The organism is Mesorhizobium sp. WSM4871, from assembly GCF_055811295.1.
In genome coordinates this window covers 86728-106483 of record NZ_JBVVPU010000010.1, presented here as the reverse complement: position 1 = coordinate 106483, position 19756 = coordinate 86728, and the positions used below count along the sequence as shown (strand labels likewise).

20 protein-coding genes are annotated in these 19756 nt (G+C 63.4%); 8 read left to right on the top strand and 12 right to left on the bottom strand.

Features of this window, described 5'->3' with window-relative positions:
• Positions 1-105: 105 nt before the first annotated feature.
• Both AC0L2H_RS21065 and AC0L2H_RS21060 read right to left on the bottom strand, forming a co-directional pair.
• The gene (locus AC0L2H_RS21065) at positions 106-1377 is read right to left on the bottom strand and encodes an ROK family protein (RefSeq protein WP_473592009.1); all 1272 of its coding nucleotides are present in this window, start codon (positions 1375-1377) and stop codon (positions 106-108) included.
• 102 nt (positions 1378-1479) lie between these two features.
• Entirely contained in the window at positions 1480-2076 is a 597-nt protein-coding gene (locus AC0L2H_RS21060; protein WP_107652093.1) for a glutathione S-transferase family protein, read from the bottom strand.
• A 152-nt stretch (positions 2077-2228) separates the two neighbouring features.
• On the opposite strand from AC0L2H_RS21060, the gene AC0L2H_RS21055 reads away from it, so the two are divergent.
• The gene (locus AC0L2H_RS21055; RefSeq protein WP_473592008.1) at positions 2229-2816 is read left to right on the top strand and encodes a hypothetical protein; all 588 of its coding nucleotides are present in this window, start codon (positions 2229-2231) and stop codon (positions 2814-2816) included.
• Between the two features lie 177 nt (positions 2817-2993).
• On the opposite strand, the gene AC0L2H_RS21050 is transcribed toward AC0L2H_RS21055, so the two are convergent.
• Together AC0L2H_RS21050 and AC0L2H_RS21045 are read right to left on the bottom strand one after the other, a co-directional pair.
• Complete coding sequence (locus AC0L2H_RS21050) at positions 2994-3260, bottom strand: hypothetical protein (protein ID WP_473592007.1); 267 nt, start codon at positions 3258-3260, stop codon at positions 2994-2996.
• Between the two features lie 100 nt (positions 3261-3360).
• A complete protein-coding gene (locus AC0L2H_RS21045) occupies positions 3361-3837 on the bottom strand; it encodes a DinB family protein (RefSeq protein WP_473592181.1) in 477 nt (158 codons plus the stop codon).
• A gap of 194 nt (positions 3838-4031) precedes the next feature.
• Here AC0L2H_RS21045 and AC0L2H_RS21040 point away from each other — a divergent pair, with 194 nt between their 5' ends.
• The gene (locus AC0L2H_RS21040; RefSeq protein ID WP_473592006.1) at positions 4032-4619 is read left to right on the top strand and encodes a TetR/AcrR family transcriptional regulator; all 588 of its coding nucleotides are present in this window, start codon (positions 4032-4034) and stop codon (positions 4617-4619) included.
• Positions 4620-4692: 73 nt separating this feature from the next.
• On the opposite strand, the gene AC0L2H_RS21035 is transcribed toward AC0L2H_RS21040, so the two are convergent.
• The 8 genes from AC0L2H_RS21035 to AC0L2H_RS21000 all read right to left on the bottom strand — a co-directional run bounded on the left by AC0L2H_RS21035 (position 4693) and on the right by AC0L2H_RS21000 (position 11681).
• On the bottom strand, positions 4693-5529 hold the full coding sequence (locus AC0L2H_RS21035) for an EamA family transporter (RefSeq protein WP_473592005.1): 837 nt from the start codon (positions 5527-5529) through the stop codon (positions 4693-4695).
• A complete protein-coding gene (locus AC0L2H_RS21030; protein ID WP_473592004.1) occupies positions 5526-6101 on the bottom strand; it encodes a TetR/AcrR family transcriptional regulator in 576 nt (191 codons plus the stop codon). Before AC0L2H_RS21030 ends, AC0L2H_RS21035 begins: the two co-directional genes overlap by 4 nt.
• 133 nt (positions 6102-6234) lie before the next feature.
• Positions 6235-6684 (bottom strand): hypothetical protein, encoded by a 450-nt coding sequence (locus AC0L2H_RS21025; RefSeq protein WP_097573361.1) that lies wholly within the window; start codon positions 6682-6684, stop codon positions 6235-6237.
• 107 nt (positions 6685-6791) lie between these two features.
• On the bottom strand, positions 6792-7652 hold the full coding sequence (locus AC0L2H_RS21020; RefSeq protein ID WP_473592003.1) for a 23S rRNA (adenine(2030)-N(6))-methyltransferase RlmJ: 861 nt from the start codon (positions 7650-7652) through the stop codon (positions 6792-6794).
• A gap of 8 nt (positions 7653-7660) precedes the next feature.
• A complete protein-coding gene (locus tag AC0L2H_RS21015) occupies positions 7661-8278 on the bottom strand; it encodes a hypothetical protein (protein ID WP_473592002.1) in 618 nt (205 codons plus the stop codon).
• A 40-nt stretch (positions 8279-8318) separates the two neighbouring features.
• Positions 8319-8768, bottom strand: coding sequence for a DNA polymerase III subunit chi (locus tag AC0L2H_RS21010; protein WP_473592001.1), 450 nt, complete (start codon positions 8766-8768; stop codon positions 8319-8321).
• Positions 8769-8787: 19 nt separating this feature from the next.
• Positions 8788-10299 (bottom strand): leucyl aminopeptidase, encoded by a 1512-nt coding sequence (locus AC0L2H_RS21005; RefSeq protein ID WP_473592000.1) that lies wholly within the window; start codon positions 10297-10299, stop codon positions 8788-8790.
• A gap of 212 nt (positions 10300-10511) precedes the next feature.
• Entirely contained in the window at positions 10512-11681 is a 1170-nt protein-coding gene (locus tag AC0L2H_RS21000; RefSeq protein WP_473591999.1) for a flavin-containing monooxygenase, read from the bottom strand.
• Between the two features lie 353 nt (positions 11682-12034).
• Here AC0L2H_RS21000 and lptF point away from each other — a divergent pair, with 353 nt between their 5' ends.
• The 6 genes from lptF (at position 12035) to rsmA (ending at position 19753) form a co-directional block, all read left to right on the top strand.
• Positions 12035-13237 carry an LPS export ABC transporter permease LptF gene (gene lptF, locus AC0L2H_RS20995; protein WP_473591998.1) on the top strand — a complete coding sequence of 401 codons (1203 nt, stop codon included), beginning with the start codon at positions 12035-12037 and terminating at the stop codon, positions 13235-13237.
• Entirely contained in the window at positions 13234-14319 is a 1086-nt protein-coding gene (gene lptG, locus AC0L2H_RS20990; RefSeq protein WP_473592180.1) for an LPS export ABC transporter permease LptG, read from the top strand. The genes lptF and lptG overlap by 4 nt, the downstream gene beginning before the upstream one ends.
• On the top strand, positions 14319-16736 hold the full coding sequence (locus AC0L2H_RS20985) for an LPS-assembly protein LptD (protein ID WP_473591997.1): 2418 nt from the start codon (positions 14319-14321) through the stop codon (positions 16734-16736). Before lptG ends, AC0L2H_RS20985 begins: the two co-directional genes overlap by 1 nt.
• Positions 16737-16934: 198 nt before the next feature.
• Positions 16935-17867, top strand: coding sequence for a peptidylprolyl isomerase (locus tag AC0L2H_RS20980; RefSeq protein WP_473591996.1), 933 nt, complete (start codon positions 16935-16937; stop codon positions 17865-17867).
• Between the two features lie 13 nt (positions 17868-17880).
• On the top strand, positions 17881-18909 hold the full coding sequence (gene pdxA, locus AC0L2H_RS20975; protein ID WP_473591995.1) for a 4-hydroxythreonine-4-phosphate dehydrogenase PdxA: 1029 nt from the start codon (positions 17881-17883) through the stop codon (positions 18907-18909).
• Between the two features lie 10 nt (positions 18910-18919).
• Positions 18920-19753, top strand: coding sequence for a 16S rRNA (adenine(1518)-N(6)/adenine(1519)-N(6))-dimethyltransferase RsmA (gene rsmA, locus AC0L2H_RS20970; protein ID WP_473591994.1), 834 nt, complete (start codon positions 18920-18922; stop codon positions 19751-19753).
• Positions 19754-19756 lie beyond the last annotated feature (3 nt).

The following is a 19756-nucleotide window of genomic DNA, read 5'->3' as shown; positions in this document are numbered from 1 at the left end:
GACGAATCTATGCGAGACCACCCCCTCTGGCCTGCCGGCCATCTCCCCCGCAAGGGGGAGATTACGCATTCGGCCGCTTTCGCCAATCCCCAAGGGCCGATCCCTCTAAATCGGCAGCTGCAGCAGCTCCGAGATCACCAGTCCTGCCGCGCCGAGCAGGGCAGCACCGTCACCGGCATCGCCGGCGATGAACTCGATCGCACCGCCGGGCCGGGCCGGCACCATGGCGCGGACGTGGTCGGCGATCGCGCCGAGCAGGCCGTCGCCGCCGAGCACGACATCGCCATGCAGGATGAAGATGTTGGGCGCCACAGTCTGCTGCAGATTGGCGATGCCGACGGCGACGTTGCGAGCGTAGCGGTCGAGCAGCTCGGCCGCCCCCGGCAACTGGCGCTGCGCCATGTCGACGAGGCGAGCCGAATCGATCAGCTCGGGCTCGGGCAGAGCCGCTCGGCTGGCCTCGCGCCGCAGCCAGCTCACCGTGGCGATGGTGTCCCAGCAGCCGCGCCGGCCGCAGCGGCAAAGCTCGCCATCTAGTTGTACGAAAGTGTGGCCGAGTTCGCCCCCTGCCCCGGCGGTGCCGCGATAGAGATGACCGTCGAAAAAGAACGCGCCGCCGAGCACTTCACCGGTATAGACGACGGCGAACTGCCTGACGCCGCGTCCGGCGCCGAACCAGCGGTCGCCGACCAGCAAGGCGCGCGGATGGTGGTCGAGCTTGACCGGCAGGCCGAAACGGCGGCCGAGTTCGTCGGCGAGCGGATAGCGGTCGAGCGCTGGCGCCAGGTTGACGGTGACGATCGAGCCGCGATCGGTGTCGACCATGCCGCCGACGCCGACACCGATGCCGAAAGGTGTGCGCCGCGCCTTGGCGAGCGTGTCGCCGACGCATTCGGCGATGGTCTCGATGATCGGCCCGACCGGTCCCGTGCCGTCCGGCAACGCCATCTTGCGCTCCGCTTCGATCTTGCCGTCGAGCGTCGCCACGCAGGCATGGACCGCGTCCGGCATCAAAAGCACGCCGCAGATCGGACGGGCATTGGGCGAGAACCATAGCGGCCGCGCCGGCTTGCCGCCGCCAGGATTGGCGGGGATCGGGTCGCTCTCGATCAACACCTGATCGTCGATCAGCGGCTGCACTATGCCGGAAATGGTGGTGCGATTGACGCCCGCAAGCCGCGCCAGCTCGGCGCGGCTGGTGGGGCCGAGATCGAACAGCGCCTGCAGCACGCGGCCGCGATTGGTCGAGCCGACCATGGAGGAGGACAGCAGCGCCTTGCGCGGACGCGAAACCGGTTCCGCCCCCGACGCATCGCCAGGCGGCGCAAACAGCGCGCTGCGTCCGCCATTCGGGCTGTCGTCATCAGTCTTGGTCATTGCAGGGTTCACACAGGCGTTGCTGGAAACCGTTGTAGCCCAAGAGCTTGCCGGTTTCGAGAACTTTGTGCGAGACGGCAACAAACCGGTCGCAGGATGTGCTCAGCCCGGAATCGCCGGCTTCAACTCCGGAAACTTCTCATCAAAACGAGCCGCCCAGCGGATCAGCCGGCTGCGGCCCTTCTCCCATTTTCCGGCAAAGCGCAGCGAGAGATAACCGAGGCAGGCGCGCAGCGCTATCTGGCCGGTGGTGATCTTCTTCGGCAGCTTCGGTGGATTGGCGTTGAGCAGATCGAGCGCCGCGGTGATCTTTGCCCACTGGCGGTCGAGCCAGGGCTGATAGACCATGTCCTCAGGGCGGGTGCGCCGCTCATAGACCATCGACAGCGCGCAGTCGCAGATGCCGTCGGCTAGCGCCTCGAGCACTTCAGCATCGAGACGCTTGTCGGGATTGCGCGGCAACAGCGCGTTCTTCGACACCCGGTTGAGGTGCTGGGTAATGGCGCGGCTGTCGTGGATCGAGCGGCCGTCGTCCAGCACCAGCACCGGGATCTTGCCAAGCGGATTGGCGCCGGTCAGTTCGGCCGGCTTGTCCTCGGTCTTGACCGGCACGAGATCGATGGCGATGCCTGCATAAAGCGCCGCCATGCGCACCTTGGAGCTATAGGGGGACGTGGACGCATAAAGCAGCTTTGGCATGATCGGTTTCCTGTTTGCGGACAGTGCGTTTTACCGATCGCCTTTGACGAGGCAACGGCCAGCAGCGTAAAAATCGGCTGCCAGAGGCGACATCAATCGTGAGCGCGATCCGCGTCGAGACGCAATAAAAAAGCCCCACCGGACTTCGCCGCATGGCGAAGTCCTGGGAGCTGCGAAAGATACCTCCGCCCCTCTTTTCGAGCGCATCAATACCGAAACAAAGAGCGCGGCACCTTGACGGTATCCGCCCTCATATGTTCCGGCACCGGCGCGCGAAGAAACGCGACTACTTCTTCGCCTTGGCCTTGGCAGGCGCAGCTTTCTTCACTGCTGCCGAAGACTTCGCCGCGGCGGCCTTCGCCGGGGCCTTGGCCTTGGCGGGCGCTGCCTTCTTCGCGGCGGGCTTCGCCGCTGCCTTTGCAGCGGGCTTCTTAGCCGGCGCCGCTTTCTTTGCCGGTGCGGCCTTCTTCGCCGGTGCAGCCTTCTTTGCCGGTGCAGCCTTGGCCTTGGCCGGAGCTGCTTTCTTCACTGCCGGTTTTGCCGCGGCCTTTGCGGCCGGCTTCTTGGCCGGCGCAGCTTTTGCCTTAGGCTTGGCAGCAGGTGCTGCCTTCTTAACCGCAGTTGCTGCTTTCGCCGCCACTGCCTTTACTGATGCTTTCTTTGCCGGTGCCTTGGATGCCGGCGCTTTGGATGACGTCTTAGCCATGCGATGCCCCTTGCGTTGTGCCGATGGCCATTAGTGACCCGGCTTGTCATGCATATCTGACTCGCGTGCTTCTAGCCAGCGAAGCATTACAATGATTTTTGCAGCTTAAATTTTGGTTACGTCACGCGCACGACCATGCAGATCGTCGCAGAAATCCACGTGGGATCTTCGACTTGCGTGGTGAAGTTCTGCGATGGAAATTCCATGCGCTCTATCTTTGTCGGCCTTCTCGACAAGCGAAGGAACTTTTTCGAACGGCCTTCACCGCAAGCAAGGGCTGCTGATCGCGACGACCATGAAGAGCTGCAACGCAGCTCGCTTCGTCTTGACCAACACGACGAACTACAGGTGTGGACGAAAGCAACACGACGAGTGCCGCCGCATTACCTTGCGCGATGAAAGTGAGCTTTAAGCTCATATTTTTCGAGATCAGGATCTTGCTTTCGGCAATCGAGTTGGTGGTGTGAAAAATTGGCAATCCTCAGTCGGTCGAGCGCCGGTGCATCAGCCCGAAAGTCGGAATCCATTTTTTGCCCTACTGATCTCAGCCTATGAAAATAATAAGCATATTCAAACCGTTATAGCGCAGTTTGCGCGTCCAAATGGATGCACGCCGCTCCAAGCGGTTCGACCTGCAGCCGGCGTGAAGGCTCGGCCTGATGGAGGTGGACGGCGAAGGTGTCCCATGGCGGCGTGATGGAAAGCCGCACCAGGATGCGGCCGATCTCGCCACGATGATAGCCAGCGTGGAGAGCAACATGCATCAACATTTTCTGGCGTGACATCGACCCCTTGTCACCATCGGTGAACACGAAAGGCACGAGTTCCGATAGCTGTTCCGGTGAGACGATTTCGAGATAGTCGCGGTACCAGCGATCCGACGCCGCGACCGTCAGGCGCAATTCGCCGAGCGCCGGCGTGTCCACCGTGGTGTCAGCGTCATAGCTGTGGCTCCCGCCGACGAGGTGCGCCGAAAATATCCGCGCCACCACATGGCAATGATTGATCAGCCGTATCGCGACGTGGCGTTCCTCATAGTGCACATGCTGATCCAGGCTCGCGATTTTCTCCAGCAGTTCGTCGCTGGCCCAGGCCTGATACGCAAAAAAGGCCGCGAAGCAAGAGCAAGGCCCTCATGATTCGTTTCCTTCCGGTCCGGAAAATGTGAGTATGTCGTTTATATTTTCATATCTGCATTTCTTGGGGACAAGCAAACGTGTCTACTCGCATTGCAAAATCGCGTCCGCGCATGCGCAAGCAGCCACGTCAGGCGCGCTCGATCGCGACCGTCGAAGCAATCATCGAAGCCGGTGCTCATATTCTGAGCGAGCTTGGGTGGGTAGGCTTCACCACAAACAAGGTGGCCGAGGCGGCCGGAGTCAGCATCGGCTCGCTCTATCAATATTTCCCCGACAAGCTCGCCCTGGTCGAGGCCATCCGGCGCCGCCATTTCGATCATGTGCTGTCGGTCATCAGTGAAGCGGCGGCGGACGAAAAGCCGCTCAGGCAATTTGCGCGCGAGCTGGTGCGCGGCATGATCGCGGCGCACAGCATCCACCCGACGCTGCACCAGGTGCTGCTCGACGAGGCGCCGGGCGACCGTGGTTCACGGGCCGCCCATGCCGCATTCCAGTCACGCTATCTCGAACACTACACTGCCGCCGTGGCGCAGTATCGCAGGCGCAGGAAAGACAACGAGACCGTGGCACGAGTATTGTCATCGGCGGTCGAGGGCGTGATCCACAATGCAGCGCGCCGGGGCATGCTGGATGCCGCCGATTTGCAGAAGCAGCTCGTCGAACTGATCTGCGTTTACCTGTCTGGCGCAAATCGCTGACAAAGCCTGGCGAACCAGCGGCCCGACCGATCCACGGGTTCGGTTTCGGCAGTTCAGTATCCATTTCTGGTCTTCACGCCTGGTAGCCGAGGCAGATGGCGCCGAGCGCGACGACAGCGCAGGCACCGACGCGCCTTGGCGTCAGCGCCTCGCCGAGGAATAGCCTGCCGATGAACGCGGCGAAGACGACGCTGGTTTCCCGGACCGCGGTGATCGGGCCAGCCGGTCCGAGCGCGAAGGCGGCGACCACGACGCCATAGGCGAGCAACGCCAACAGTCCGCCGCCCAGCGCCTTCCAGGTTTCCGGCGCTCCGAAATCGACGGCAATCCTGCCGCGCAAGGCGACGAAGGTCGCCGGCAGCAGGGCGCCGTAGAGCACCAGCACCCATGCCGTATAGGCGCCACTGTCTTGCGAAACACGAACGCCGATGGCGTCGACCGTCACATAGGCGGCGATGATCGCGCCCGCCGCCAGCGCATAGAGGATCGATATCGTCGACGCCCTTCCCTTACCCAGTGAAAGCGCCATGATGCCGCCGGCAACCAGTGCAACGCCGAGGATCTCCGGCACGCTGAGTTGCTGGCCGGCCAGATAATACCCGCCGAGCGTGACCAACAGCGGCACGCTGCCGCGCACGATCGGATAGACCTGCCCCAGTTCGCCATATCGGTAGGCGGCAACCAGGAAGACGCTGTAGCCGACCTGCAAGCCGGCCGAGAGCACGACATAGGGCCAGGCCGCTGCCACCGGGAGTGCATGGAGAAGCGCGAAGGGAATGGCAACCAGCGTGCTGGAAAAACTCATGACGGTGACCGTCCACAGCCTGTCGGCCCCTGTCCGCAGGAAGGCGTTCCAGCTCGCATGGAGGACGGCCGCGAACAGCGCAAGCGCAATGACCGTCGTGCTCATTGCGGTGTGCGCGCGCTGGCGATGACGGCGGCGGCCGCCTTGCGGGCGTCGTCGATGGCGGGCTGCCCCATCTGCGCCATCAGCGTCGCGCCCTCGATCAGCATCAACAGCGCCGCAGCAGCGCTCTCGGCCTGCTTGGGCGCCATCGCCTTCTCGAGGATCGACTGCATGCGCTGCTTGAAGCCGTTCTTCTGCCTGGCGACAGCCTTGAACACCGGATGGCCGGGATCGCCGAATTCGGCCAGCGCATGCGCGAACAGACAGCCGTGGAAATCGGCGCTGCGGAACCAGCGCTCGTGCCAATCGAAGATTTTTCCAATCTTCTGCTCGGGCGTGGCGACCTCTTGCGCGAGGCGGTCGAGCTGGCGCTCGAAACGCCTGGCGCGATGCTCCAGCACCTCGACGATCAGTTCGTCCTTGCTCGGGAAATGGCGATACATCGTCATCTTGGCTATGTCGGCCTCGGCGATGATCCGGTCGATGCCGGTGGCGTGGAAGCCGTCACGCTTGAACAGCGCATAGGCGGTGTCGACGACATGCTGGCGTTTGCCAGGCGTGGGCGATGATATCATGGCCTTCACTCGGTGATGAGACAGGTCTGTCTCACACCTATGCGGCGAATCGCGCCGGCTGTCAACGCACCGAAAGAAAGCCTGCGGCGATGTCGCCGCAGGCTAAAGAAGAATTAGAAGAGGAATGCCGGGATCAGCGCAGGACGCGACAGCGGCCGTTATAGACCATCCAGCGGTCGAAGCCCGAGACGCAGAATTCGACATTGTCGCCGATCGAGGCAAAGCCCTGCCCTTCCTCGATCAGATACCAGATGGTGCGGGCGCGGCCGTCGGACAGGCTGACGGTGGCGCCGCAATAGCGGCGGCCGATCGGCCAGGTTTCATCGGCCGGCAGATAACGATGCTGGTGAATGCGCTGGAAATCGACGATTTCGACATCCGGAAGATGCGGCACGTGATGCACCTGATAGCTGAAGCGGTTGGTGATCTTTTTCAGCACCCAATCCTCGCCGCAGACGCTGCCGTCGTCGGAATAGACGCCAAGGTCGGCCGCGTGCACGGCCTGTGTGACGCCAAGCGACGTGCCGAGCGGTGTGCAAAGGGCAATCAGTGCGGCAAGGGCGGATCTGGCGAAGCGAGTCATGGCAGCCTCTTATGGTCGACTCAGCGCACTGTGCGGATTCGCCCGGCGGCGGTCAAGCGGTTGCACAGTCATCTCGGTGGCGTCGATGAACAAAGGGTTGCTGGCATTTACTCCCCCGCCAGCCACTCCATCCTCCAGTCCGCCGGCTTTTCGACGACCAGCAGCCGGTGCAGGGCTGGCAGCACAATGCGCAATTCGCCTTCCAGCGTGAATGGCGGGTTGACCACCACCATGCCGCTGCCGTCGAGGCCGGGTTCGGCCGACGGGGGTTTGATCTCGAAGTCTATGTCGAGCAGCTTCGGGATACCCGATTGCTTGAGCGCCTTCCTGAAGGCGATCACCGCCTTGCGGTCCTTCACCGGGTACCACAGCGCATAAATGCCGCCTGGCCAGCGCCTGTGCGCCTTTTGCAGCCCGTCGACGAGCCGGCCGAACTCGCCCTGCTCCTCGAAGGGCGGATCGATGAGCACGAGGCCACGCTTCTCCTTGGGCGGCAGATGCGCGCCGAGCGCCAGCCAGCCGTCGAGCTCGATCACCCGCGTCTGGAAGTCGCCGGCAAACAGCACCTTCAGCTTCGCGGCATCGTCCTGGTGCAGCTCGACCGCGGACAGCCGGTCCTGCCTGCGCAAGAGCTGCCTGGCGATGAGCGGCGAGCCCGGATATTTTTTCAACCCGCCATCCGGTCCGCCCTCCGGATTGAGCGAGCGGACCACATCGAGATAAGGAGCCAGCAGCGCCGCAGTCATGGCGCTGAGTGGGGCATCGATCAGCCGGCCGATGCCGCCCTGCCACTCGCCGGTCTTTTGGGCTTCGGTCGAAGACAGATCGTAGTGGCCGATGCCGGCATGGGTGTCGATGACGCGGAATGCCTTGTCCTTCTGCTTCAGATACTCGACGAGGCGGCTCAGCACGACATGCTTGACGACATCGGCAAAGTTTCCGGCGTGATAGGCGTGGCGGTAATTCATGCCATCAACTAACTCGATGAGCCGTTGCGGCCCCAGCGTGGCGGCGGCTGCGAGTTCGGGTTTTGCGGCCGGCCGCCGCCGAAGCGAAACGCCAGTACCAGCCCGATCAGGCCGACCGCCATCAAGGAGAAGCCGACCGGCTGCGCGCGGCTGTCGATCTCGCCGGCGCCGGCGCGCAGCACGAGGTCCACCGCCCGCATGGGGATGTCCTCGGCGTCGCCGGGACCGGCCGTGAAGGTATAAGGACCGGGACTGACCGTCTGGATCACGCCCGCTTCATCGCGAAAGATCTTGTCCGGCGATTGCGGGCTGGGCTGGCGCGGGTTTTCGGAATGGTTGAAGGCAAGCGTCGAGGCGAGCACGGTCCGGCCGCCGGTGGCGGCGGTCAATGTCAGCAGGGTGCGCTGTTGCGAGGCGACGATGCGCTCGGCCCTGGCGGTGAGGTCGACCAGCACTCTGACCGGCGCGTCGCTTTCGGCAAGCGGCACCGTCACCGGCTTGAACCGGCCCTGCTCATAAACCCGCCAGGTGCCGATCTCATGGCCGGAAAAATTGCTCATCGCCCAGGGATAGGCGATGCCGATGGCAATGCCGGCGAGCAGGATCAGGAGAAACAGAAAGCGCATTGTTCATTCCATGAGATAGGAGCGGGAGCGGCGGCGCACCTCACGCCTTGCGTTCCCAGCGCCGGTCCTGCGTCTGCTGCCAGTAGGTCACTGTGTGGCCTGCGTCCTTCATCGTCTTCCAATGGGTGCGCGCAGCCTCGACCTGTGTCGTGTCGTGACCGTCGAACAGGAACACGGCGCGTTCATAGCCGGCAAGTTCGGGCGGTGGCGCGCCATCGACGAGGAAGCGAATCTGCGCCTCGTTCGGATTTTCCTGACCGGTGGTCAGAAGGATCGGCTGCTCGGCGGGATAGGCTTCGCGGTCGGTCGCATGGGCCAGGAACGAATCGTCCCGGAACGTCCACAGATGCTGATCCAGCGCGTCGCGCCGCTCCTCGGTGCCGGTCTGCACCACGGCACGCCAACCGCGATCGACGCTGCGCTCAAGCAGGCCGGGCAGCGCATCCTCCAGCGTCGATTCGGTCAGGTGATAGAACAGGACTTCGGCCATGGTTGCGCCTTCAGAGACCTCACCCCTCGTAGTTGTCGCGCACCAGCCGGTCGAGCAGCCTGACGCCGAAGCCGGAGCCCCATGACTGGTTGATCTCGCTGGAAGGCGCGCCCATCGCGGTGCCGGCGATGTCGAGATGCGCCCAAGGCGTGTCCTTGACGAAGCGCTGCAGGAATTGCGCCGCGATGATGGCGCCGCCGTAGCGGCCGCCGATGTTCTTCATGTCGGCGTTCTTGGAATCGATCAGCTTGTCGTATTCGGCGCCGAGCGGCATGCGCCACAGCCGTTCCTGCGTCGACTGCCCGGCGCTGGTCAACCTGTCCGCCAGTTCGTCATTGTTGGAGAACAGGCCGGCATAGTGCTGGCCGAGCGCGACCATGATGGCGCCGGTCAGCGTCGCGAGATTGACCATGAATTTCGGCTGGAAACGGTCGTTGCAGTACCAAAGCGCATCGGCCAGGACGAGGCGGCCTTCGGCATCGGTATTCAGCACCTCGATGGTCTGGCCGGACATCGAGGTGACGATGTCGCCCGGGCGTTGGGCATGGCCATCGACGGCATTTTCGACCAGTCCGATGACGCCGACGACATTGGCCTTGGCCTTGCGTGAGGCCAGCGCATGCATGAGCCCGGTCACTGCGGCCGCACCGCCCATGTCGCCCTTCATGTCCTCCATGCCGGAGGCCGGCTTCATCGAATTCCCGCCGGTATCGAAGGTGACGCCCTTGCCGACGAAAGCGACCGGACTGTCCTTGGCCTTGCCGCCGTTCCACTGCATGACGGCCATGCGGGCGCCGCGCGGCGAGCCTTGCGCGACGCCGAGCAACGAGCCCATGCCGAGCTTCTTCATCTCCTTCTCGGCCAGGATCTCGACTTTGACGCCGAGCGCTTCCAGTTCGCTGGCGCGGGCGGCGAATTCCACCGGGCCAAGGATGTTGGCCGGTTCGTTTACCAGATCGCGCGCCAGGAGCACGCCGTCGATCACCGCCACCTCGTCGGCAAAGGCCTTTTTCGCCGCCGCCGGATCGGTGGTGTGGATGGTCACCTTGACCGGCTTTTTGGGCTCGGCCTTCTTGCCGTCATGCTGGCCGTCGCCATTGTCCTTTTTCGTCTTGTACTTGTCGAAGGCATAGCTGCGCAGCAGGATACCAGCAGCAAGTTGCGCCGCCTGCCTGCCGCCGGCGGCTGCACCCGGTAGATCGAGCACGACGGCTACCTCGGTCGCCTTGCGCAGGGACGTAGCGATGGTGCCGCCAAGCTTCAGCCAGCCATGGTCGTCGAGCCCTGACACCTTGCCGGCGCCGAGCGCCACCAGCCGGTCGAGCGACGTCCCCTCCGGCGCCAGCACTTCAACCAGGCTGGCGAATTTGCCGGAAAAGTCGGCCACCGGAAACGCCCGCTCCAAGGTTCTTGCCGGATCGCAGGCCTTTGCCGCCTCGCCGAGGCTGCTGTCGTCGGCCACCAGCACGAAGACGCTGCCCTTTTTGGGCGCTGCGAATTTGGCGAAGGCGATCGAAGGTCTGGAAGTCATCATGTCCTGCTTTCGGCGAAGTGCGTTGGGTTTTCAGGGGAGCGCGTTGAAGATGCACGACATTTGCCCGTTTTCCGACCAAAAAAACCACCCTCTTTTTCGATCCTTGATTTTGTTCGCCTTTTTGCCGGTTTTTGCCCTGCTATCCCTCATGACAGTTTCGAGATGACAGTTCCGAGCTTCCACGGGTGACGATCGCGGCGCGCTGCAAATCACCAGCCGCGGCCGACGATCTGCCGCGCGATCGCCTTGGCTTGGATACGGGCATTGGCGAAACAGCCGCGAATACTTGGCCGCATGCCGGTAAACCACAGGCCGGGCAGTTTCGGGTCGGTCTCGCCGCCATTGAAAAGCGGCACGCCGTTGCCGTCCAGCACACCGAGCTTGCCGACTATGCGTTCGAGGCCGGTGCGGTAGCCCGTCGCCGCTATGACGATATCGGGGGCGATCAGCCTGCCATCGCCCAGGATCACGCCGTCGCGGGTGAATTCGCGCACTGTCGGCATCACGACGATCTTGCCAGCCTTGATGGCGCGGACCGCGCCGTCGTCGGTTGCGATTGCGGTGTAGTCGGCAGTCAGGCGGCTGGCGCCTCCCGAGGGCGCTTTCGGCATGCCGAATTTCGTCAGGTCGCCGAAAACCAGGCGCTGTGTCACGGCCATCGCCGTATCGGCGACCCGCAGCGGCAGGCGCGCCATGAACGGCGAAAGCCTGTGGACGGCAATCTTGCCGATACGCTTGGGCAGGATCGAGGGACCGTTGCGAGCCGACAGCCAGATATTGCTGGTCTCTATATCCGCCAGATGATTGAGCACGTCGAAGCCCGAATTGCCGGCGCCGACGACCAGCACTTTTTCTCCAACATAGTCCTCGGCCCTGCCAAAATCCGCCGAATGGACGATCCGGCCGGCAAAGTCGCCTGCCCCCTTCCATGCAGGAATGAAAGGCTGCCGGTCGCGCCCGGTGGCGATGACGACATGGCGCGCCAACCGGAGGCCGATGTTGGTCCGTACAACCCAATGATCGCCTTTGAACGCGATCTCCTCCACGGCCGCGTCGAACTCTACCGGCAGGCTGTGCGTCCGGCTGAAATCGTTCAGATGGCGGATGACAGCGGTTTTGTGGGGAAAAGCGGGGGTGCCGGCGGGATAGCCGACGCCGGGCAGCGTCGAGAGATCGCGATGCGAATTGAGGTGCAAACGTTCGTGCCGCCGATGCCACGGTTCGGCGAGCCGGCTTTCCTTTTCGAGTATAACCGTCGGGATGCCGGCCTCGATCAGCGCATGGGCGGCCGCCAGCCCGGCAGCGCCGGCGCCGATCACGATCACACCGTGCGAGGTCGATACCTCCCCGGTTTGACCGCGCAATTCCCTGACGTCCATACCTGCACCTGTCACAGTCACGGCGGCCGCAACCGTGGTCGGCGCGACATTTGGTCGTTTTTCCTCATTTGGCAAGACTTTGCCGGAATCACACCCCATATGGCACATGGAATCGATGGGCGATTCGTCGCGGCCCGGCCCCGCTTTTCTGCCGCAACCTCTTGTTAACCATCGATGTTGGCCTTTTCTTATCCATTGCCGCCGACACTGCGATCCGCTGAACGGGCGTGGGACGGGAACCGGATCGAACCGCTTGAGGGAACCGTCCAATGGAGCCAGTTGTGCGGGCGCCGCCGGGCGACTACCTTGTCCGGGGGGCATGATGCCGTTCGGCAAAATCGAGAAAAGCCTTCATGAAGGTCGTTGAACGCTACATCATGCGTCGCGCGTTGGCGGTCTTCCTCGCGGCGCTCATCTGGACGCTGGCAATCGTGTGGACGACGCAGGTGCTCGCCCGCATCGACCTCGTCACCGACAGCGGCCAGTCGGCGCTGACCTTTTTCGAGGTCGCGGCGCTGATCATCCCATCGATCGTTCCGATCGTCGTGCCGTTCGCCCTGGTGGTGGCGGTCGCCCAGACGCTCAGCGTCATGAACACCGATTCGGAGCTGGCGGTGATCAACGCCGCCGGCGCCTCGCGCTGGACGGTCGTCAGGCCGATCATGCTTCTGGCGCTGGCAGCCAGCGTCTTTTCGTTCGCCGTCGACAATGGTGTCGATCCCTATGCCCGCCAGAAAAACCGCGAGCTGGTGGCGTCGTCGCGCGCCGATCTGTTGTCGCTGATCATCCAGGAAGGCACCTTCCGCAAGATAGACGATGGCTTGTTCCTGCAGATCGGCGAGCGGCTTCCGGACAACCGGCTCGGCGGCATCTTTGTGGCGGATTCACGCGAGGAAGGCGTCAACCTCATCTACTACGCCAAGACCGGCAGCATCGTCGAACGCGGCGACGAGAAGGTGCTGATGATGAATGACGGCGTCATCCATCGCGAAACGCTGACCGGCGACCTGTCGGTCATCCGCTTCACCTCCTATGCCTTCGATCTGTCCGCCTTCATGTCGGCTTCCTCGGGCATACTGCTTTTGCCGAAGGATCGGACGACGCAGTACCTGCTCAACCCGAGCCCCAACGACAAGATGTACCAGCAAAGGCCGAACAGGTATCTGGCCGAGCTCAATCAGCGCTTTTCCGAGTGGTCCTATTCGCTCGTTTTCGCGCTGATCGCGCTTGCCGTCGCGGGAGATGCGCGCTCGCATCGCGAGGCGCGCGTCCATCCTCTGATCACGGCCATCGCGATTGCGCTCTTCGTGCGTTGGCTTGGTTTCTTTGCCGCGGGAAAGGCCGATAAGGTTCCGCAATACGCCTATATGGTCTACGGCGTTCCGATCGTGTCATCCGCGGTCGCAATATGGTTCATCGTCTCCAACCGGACCATGGAACTGCCTGTCGCCTGGGCCGACTGGATGACGAATTTCGCCAGCCGCCTCACTGACGGCTGGAACGCTGTCAAGCTCCGCTTTGCCAGGCGCGGCACTTCCGGCCAGGAGACCCGCTGATGGGCTGGACTCTGGGTCGCTACTTCTTCTTCCGCTACGTGACGATTACCGTCTGGTTTTTCATCGGCCTGCTGGCGCTGGTGTTCCTGATCGATTTCACCGAGCTTTCCGGCCGCGCGACCGGCCTGCCGGGCTTCACCTACGGGACGGCCCTTGCCATTTCAGGCCTGAGGATGCCGATGATCATGCTGCAGACGGTGCCGTTCGTCGGCCTGTTCTCGGCGATGGCGACGCTGGTCTCGCTCAATCGCAAGTATGAGCTGGTCATCGCGCGTTCCGCCGGCGTTTCCGCATGGCAGTTCCTGCTGCCGTGCTGCATCGGGGCGCTGCTGTTCGGCGTGCTGTCGGTCGGCATCATCAACCCGATCGCCGCGCATGCCTTTTCGTGGTCCGAGCAAATCGAGGCTCAGCTCCGTTCCGGCAAGTCAAACGCCGTGTCGACCGACGCCGCGCCATGGATCCGGCAGAAAACCAGCGCGGGCGACACAATCATCGGTGCGCGCTCGATCCTCAACCAGGGCCTGGAGATGGCCGACGCCGTCTTCTTCGTCCTCAGCCCGCAGGGCGATATCGTCGAACGCAAGGACGCGGCGCACGCCTTTTTGCGGGATGGCTACTGGGAGTTACAGGACGTCAAGGTGTTTCGCGACGGCAACATTGAATCGCTGGCGAGCGACCGGGTCGCGACCAATCTCAAGCCCGAATTCGTGCAAGAGCGGCTGGCGCGCCCCGAAACCATCCCTTTCTATGATCTGCCCGGCAAGATCGAAGTTGCCCGCTCCTTCGGCCTCAAGGCAAATGCCTTTGCCATGCAGTTCGATTCGCTGGTGGCACTGCCGTTCCTGCTTGTCGCCATGACGCTGATTGCGGCAACAGTTTCAATGCGATTTGCGAGGATGGGGCAATCGGCGACGATGATTCTGGGTGGCGTCATGGCCGGGTTTCTGCTTTATGTCGTATCGGTGCTGGTCAAGGCATTCGGCGTAGCGGGATTCGTACCCACGGCCGTGGCTGCATGGGTTCCGGTTGTCGTGGCTATGTTCTTCGGGGTGACGTTCCTGCTGTACAAGGAAGACGGCTAGTGAGGGAAGCGGTTTTGCCCAGCCATAGGCAGGCCGGTCTGGCACGCCTCTATGGGGCGAGCGCCTTGGCGTGCCTGTTCGCCTGCGTCCCCGTCAATGCCCCGGTTTCCGCCCAGGAAATCGGCGACATGGCCGCGAACGTTCCGGCCGGCTCGCAAATGCTGCTGGCTGCCGATACACTGGTCTATGACAATGACAACAGCACGGTAACGGCCGTTGGCGGCGTCCAGATCGACTATGGCGGCAATCGCCTCGTCGCCCAGCGGGTCGAATACGACCGCAACACCAAGCGCCTGGTCGCCAGCGGCAATGTCGCGGTCGTCAACAGCGACGGCACCAAGATCTATTCGCAGCATGTCGACATAACCGACGATTTTGCCGATGGTTTCGTCAATGCGCTGCGTGTCGAGACCGTCGACAAGGCGTATTTCGCCGCCGAGAGCGCCGAACGCATGGGCGGCGTGCTGACGACGTTTCACAATGGCGTCTACACGGCCTGCGAGCCGTGCGAGGACAAGCCCGACAAGGCGCCGACCTGGCGCATCAAGGCCAGGAAGATCATCTGGAACGGCGAGAGGAAGACGGTTCGCTTCGAGAATTCGAATTTCGAGTTCTTCGGCTTTCCGCTGGCCTATCTGCCGGCCTTCGAGATCGCCGACCCGACCGTCAAGCGCAAGAGCGGCTTCCTGATCCCCGGCATCGCTTACAAGAGCGACCTCGGCGTCGGTATCAGGGTCCCCTATTATTTCGCGCTCTCGCCGACCTACGACCTCACCGTCACCGGCACCGGCTACACCAAGCAGGGCTTCCTTGGCGAAGCCGAGTGGCGCCAGCGCTTCGACAATGGCCAGTACAGCCTGAAGATCGCCGGCATCCACCAGCAGGATCCCGACGAATTCATCGACAGCCATGGGCACAATGTCGATTCGGGCGCTGCCGGCGACCCCAACAAGTTCCGCGGCATGATGGGGACCAAGGGCCAATTCGCCATCAATTCGCGCTGGGACTTCGGCTGGGACGTCCTGTTGCAGACCGACAAGAACTTCTCGCGCACCTATGCCATCGAGGACTTCAACGACTACGCCCACCAGTCCTCGATCTATCTGACCGGCCTCGACGGCCGCAACTATTTCGATGTGCGCGCCATGCGCTTCGAGGTCCAGGAAACCACGCTCGCCAGCGACCCAACCGCCCGCGCCGCCAAGCAGCCCTGGGTGCTGCCCTCGCTCGATTACGCCTACATTCCCGACATGGCCGTGGCCGGCGGACAATTGTCGTTCAATGTCAATGCACGGGCCATCAGCCGCGACAGGCTGGACGTGGCCCTGGCCGACTCGGCGATACCCACCTCCATCAACAATGTCCGCGGCATCGAGGGGCAATCCGGCCGCCTCACCGCCGAGGCCGAATGGAAGCGCACCTTCACCACCGATGGCGGGCTGCAGTTGACGCCGCTTCTGGCGCTGCGCGGCGATGCCAGCTATCTCAATGCCTCCTCGGGATCGCTCGCCGCGGTCAACCAGATGGCGACGAATCTTGGCGTCAGCGACGATTTGAGTTCCTCGCTCGCCCGCTACATGGCGACCGCCGGACTTGAAATGCGCTGGCCGGTGCTGTTCTCGATGCCAAGTTCGAGCCACATCCTCGAGCCGATGGCGCAAGTCTTCATGCGTCCGAACGAGCAATATGTCGGCGGCCTCGCGGTCCCTAATGAAGACGCCCAGAGTTTCGTCTTCGACGCCACGACATTGTTCGAACGCGACAAGTTCTCCGGCTACGACCGCATGGAAGGCGGCAGCCGCGCCAATGTCGGCCTGCGCTACTCCGGCGCCTACGACAATGGCTGGAGCACCAACGCGCTGTTCGGCCAATCCTACCAGCTTGGTGGGCAGAACTCCTTCGCCGCGCCGGATCTGGTCAATGCCGGCGCCTATTCCGGCCTTGAGACCTCGACCTCCGACTATGTCGGCCTCGTCGGATTCAACAGCCCCAGCGGCTTCTCCGGCTCGATCAGCGGCCGTTTGGACGAGCAGACCTTCGAGATCCGCCGCGCGGAGGTGAAGGCCGCCTATTCCGGCCTGCCGATTTCGCTCAGCGCCAAATATGCCTTCATTCAGGCGCAGCCGCTGTATGGCTTCGAAACCGATCGCCACGAAATCACGCTCGGCGCGTCGACACATCTCGCCGAGAACTGGCGCGTCTTCGGCACCGGCACCTACGACCTTGAGCAGAGTGTCCTGGTCAAGGACGGGGTCGGCTTTGCCTATAGTGATTCCTGCTTCACCTATTTGATGACGTTCTCGGAATCCCGCGATCTGGAGACCAAGGAAGTGTCGCAGAACATCGGCTTCAACCTGTCGTTCCGCACGCTCGGCGATTTCGGCTCGTCACAAAGCTCCATCGACACCATTCAGTAGCAGGACTGGCCAGTAGCAGCGACTGGACGGACAGCGCGTCCTTTCGCTATAGAACCTTGATTTGGCGTAGGATCCTTGCCGGAATCGATTTCCGATTTCGGGTTCATGCGCCGACGACATCGTTTCGCCGCATAGAGGAGGCACGGCTTTAGGCTCCCTCGATTAGAATAGAATGAGCCAAGCCGGGATAAAATTGGGATGCTTTCGATGAGGAATTACCTCTTTTCGGCAGGGTTGGCGCTGCTGGTGGCGGCGGCCTCTGTCTCGATCACCGCAACGGCATCGCCGGCTTTTGCCAGCGAGATCAAATATGTCGTCAACAACATACCGATCACCACCGGCGACATCGCGCACCGGGCCGCGTTCCTGAAACTGCAGCGCAAGAAGGGCAGCGCATCCGACGAAATGATCAATCAGACGCTGCGCGTCGCAGAAGCCAAGCGGCTCGGCATCCGCATCAGCGACGCCCAGGTCAATGCCGCCTACCAGCGCTTTGCCACGACCAACAAGATGCAGCTCAAGCAGCTCGATGGCGTCATGGCGCAGTCCGGCGTCAGCAAGGAGCATTTCAAGGAATTCATCCGCGCCCAGATGGCCTGGAACCAGGCACTGAGCGCGCGCTACCGCTCCGGCGAAGGCGGTTCCGTGAGCGAGCAGGACGCAGTCAGGCGCATGCTCGACAAGGGCGGGGCCAAGCCCTCGGCCATGGAATACATGCTGCAGCAGGTCATCTTCGTGGTGCCGGCGGCCGAGCGCAGCGCGACGCTGGCCAAGCGCAAGCGCGAGGCCGACGCCATGCGTGCGCGTTTCAATGGCTGCAACACCACGCGCGAATTCGCCAAGGGCCTGATCGACGTCACCGTCCGCGACCTCGGCCGGGTGCTGGCGCCGCAATTGCCGCCGGATTGGGCCGAGCAGATCAAGGCCACCAAGGTTGGCGGCGCCACCGCAACGCGCGAGACGGACCGCGGCGTCGAGTTCATCGGCATCTGCTCGTCGCGCGAAGTGTCGGACGACAAGGCCGCCCAGATGGTGTTCCAGAGCGAAGGCGAGAACGACAAGAACGCCGACGAACTCTCCACGAAGTATGTCGAGGAGTTGCGGAAGAAAGCCCGCATCGTCGAGCGCTGAAGTCGACATAGCCGTGCCGGACGAAAAGCTTCCGCTCGCGTTGAGCGTCGGCGATCCGTCCGGCGTGGGGCCGGAAATCGCCATCGCCGCCTGGCAGGCGCGTGACAGCGTCAGCGTGCCGCCTTTTTATCTCCTCGCCGATCCGGCGCTGATTGATGCAAGGGCGCGTCGGCTCGGCGCCAGCGTGGCGATGGCGGAAACCACGCCGGCCAAAGCGCCAGAAGTCTTTGTCCACGCGCTGCCGGTCGTGCCGCTTGCCGCCCGCTCCATCGATAGTCCCGGCCGGCCGGATCCGGCCAACGCCGCCGGCATCGTCGAGGCCATCGACCGCGCCGTCGCCGACTGCCTTGGCGGCCGCGCCGCCGCGGTGGTGACGTGCCCGATCGCCAAGAAGCCGCTCTACGACGCCGGCTTCCGCTTTCCCGGCCATACCGAATATCTGGCGCATCTGGCATCGCTCCATACCGGTGCGGACACGATGCCGGTGATGCTGCTTGCCGGCCCCGAGTTGCGCACCGTCCCGGTCACCATCCACATCGCACTGTCCGAGGTGCCGAAGGCGCTGACGAGCGACCTGATCGTCGCGACCGCCCGCATCACCGCCGCCGACCTCGAACATCGCTTCGGCATTGCCAGGCCGCGGCTGGCCATTGCCGGCCTCAATCCGCATGCCGGCGAAGGCGGGGCGATGGGTACGGAGGACGAGCATATCATCCGCCCGGCAATTGAGAGGCTGAGGGCGGAAGGCATCGACGCATTCGGGCCCCTACCGGCCGATACGATGTTCCATGCCCGTGCAAGGGCCGGCTACGACGTGGCAATCTGCATGTATCACGACCAGGCGCTGATCCCCGCCAAGGCACTGGCTTTCGACGAGGCGGTCAACGTGACGCTCGGCCTGCCTTTCATCCGCACGTCGCCGGACCACGGCACCGCCTTCGACATCGCCGGCAAGGGCCTGGCCCGGGCCGATAGCCTGATTGCGGCGCTGAAGCTCGCCCGCTGGCTGGCCGATAGCGAAACGAAGGCCTCGGCCGCATGAGCGTCCTCGCGTGAGCATGGACGGGCTGCCGCCGCTGCGCGCGGTGATCGAGAGCCACGGGCTGCAGGCGAAGAAGTCGCTCGGTCAGAATTTCCTGCTCGACCTCAACCTGACCGGCAAGATCGCGCGCGCCGCCGGCGATCTTGCCGACGCAACCGTGATCGAGGTCGGCCCTGGCCCCGGCGGGCTGACCAGGGCGCTGCTCTTCAGCGGCGCACGACGGGTGATCGCCATCGAGCGCGACGAGCGGTGCCTGGAAGCGCTGGCCGAAGTCTCCAACCATTATCCCGGTCGGCTCGAGGTCATTGCCGGCGATGCGCTGAAGACGGATTTCGCCTCCCTTGCCGGCGCGGCGAGCGGCGGTCCCGTTAAGATCGTCGCCAACCTGCCCTATAATATCGGCACCGAACTCTTGATCCGCTGGCTGACGGTCACCGAGTGGCCGCCCTTCTATACGTCGATGACGCTGATGTTCCAGCGCGAGGTGGCCGAGCGCATCGTCGCCCGCCCCGGCAGCGATGCCTATGGCCGGCTCGGCGTGCTGGCCGGCTGGCGGACAGAGGCAAAAATCGCCTTCGACGTGCCGGCACAGGCGTTCACGCCACCGCCCAAAGTGACATCCTCGGTGGTGCATCTTGTGCCGCGCGCCAGCCCCCTTCCTGCTGAAGTGAAAAAACTCGGCCGCGTCACCGAAGCAGCCTTCGGCCAGCGCAGAAAGATGCTGCGGCAGAGCGTGAAAAGCCTCGGCGGCGAAGCGCTGCTCACTCGCGCCGGCATCGATCCGACACGGAGGGCCGAAACCTTGAGCGTCGAGGAATTCGTGCGGCTGACCAACGCGGTGTGAGTT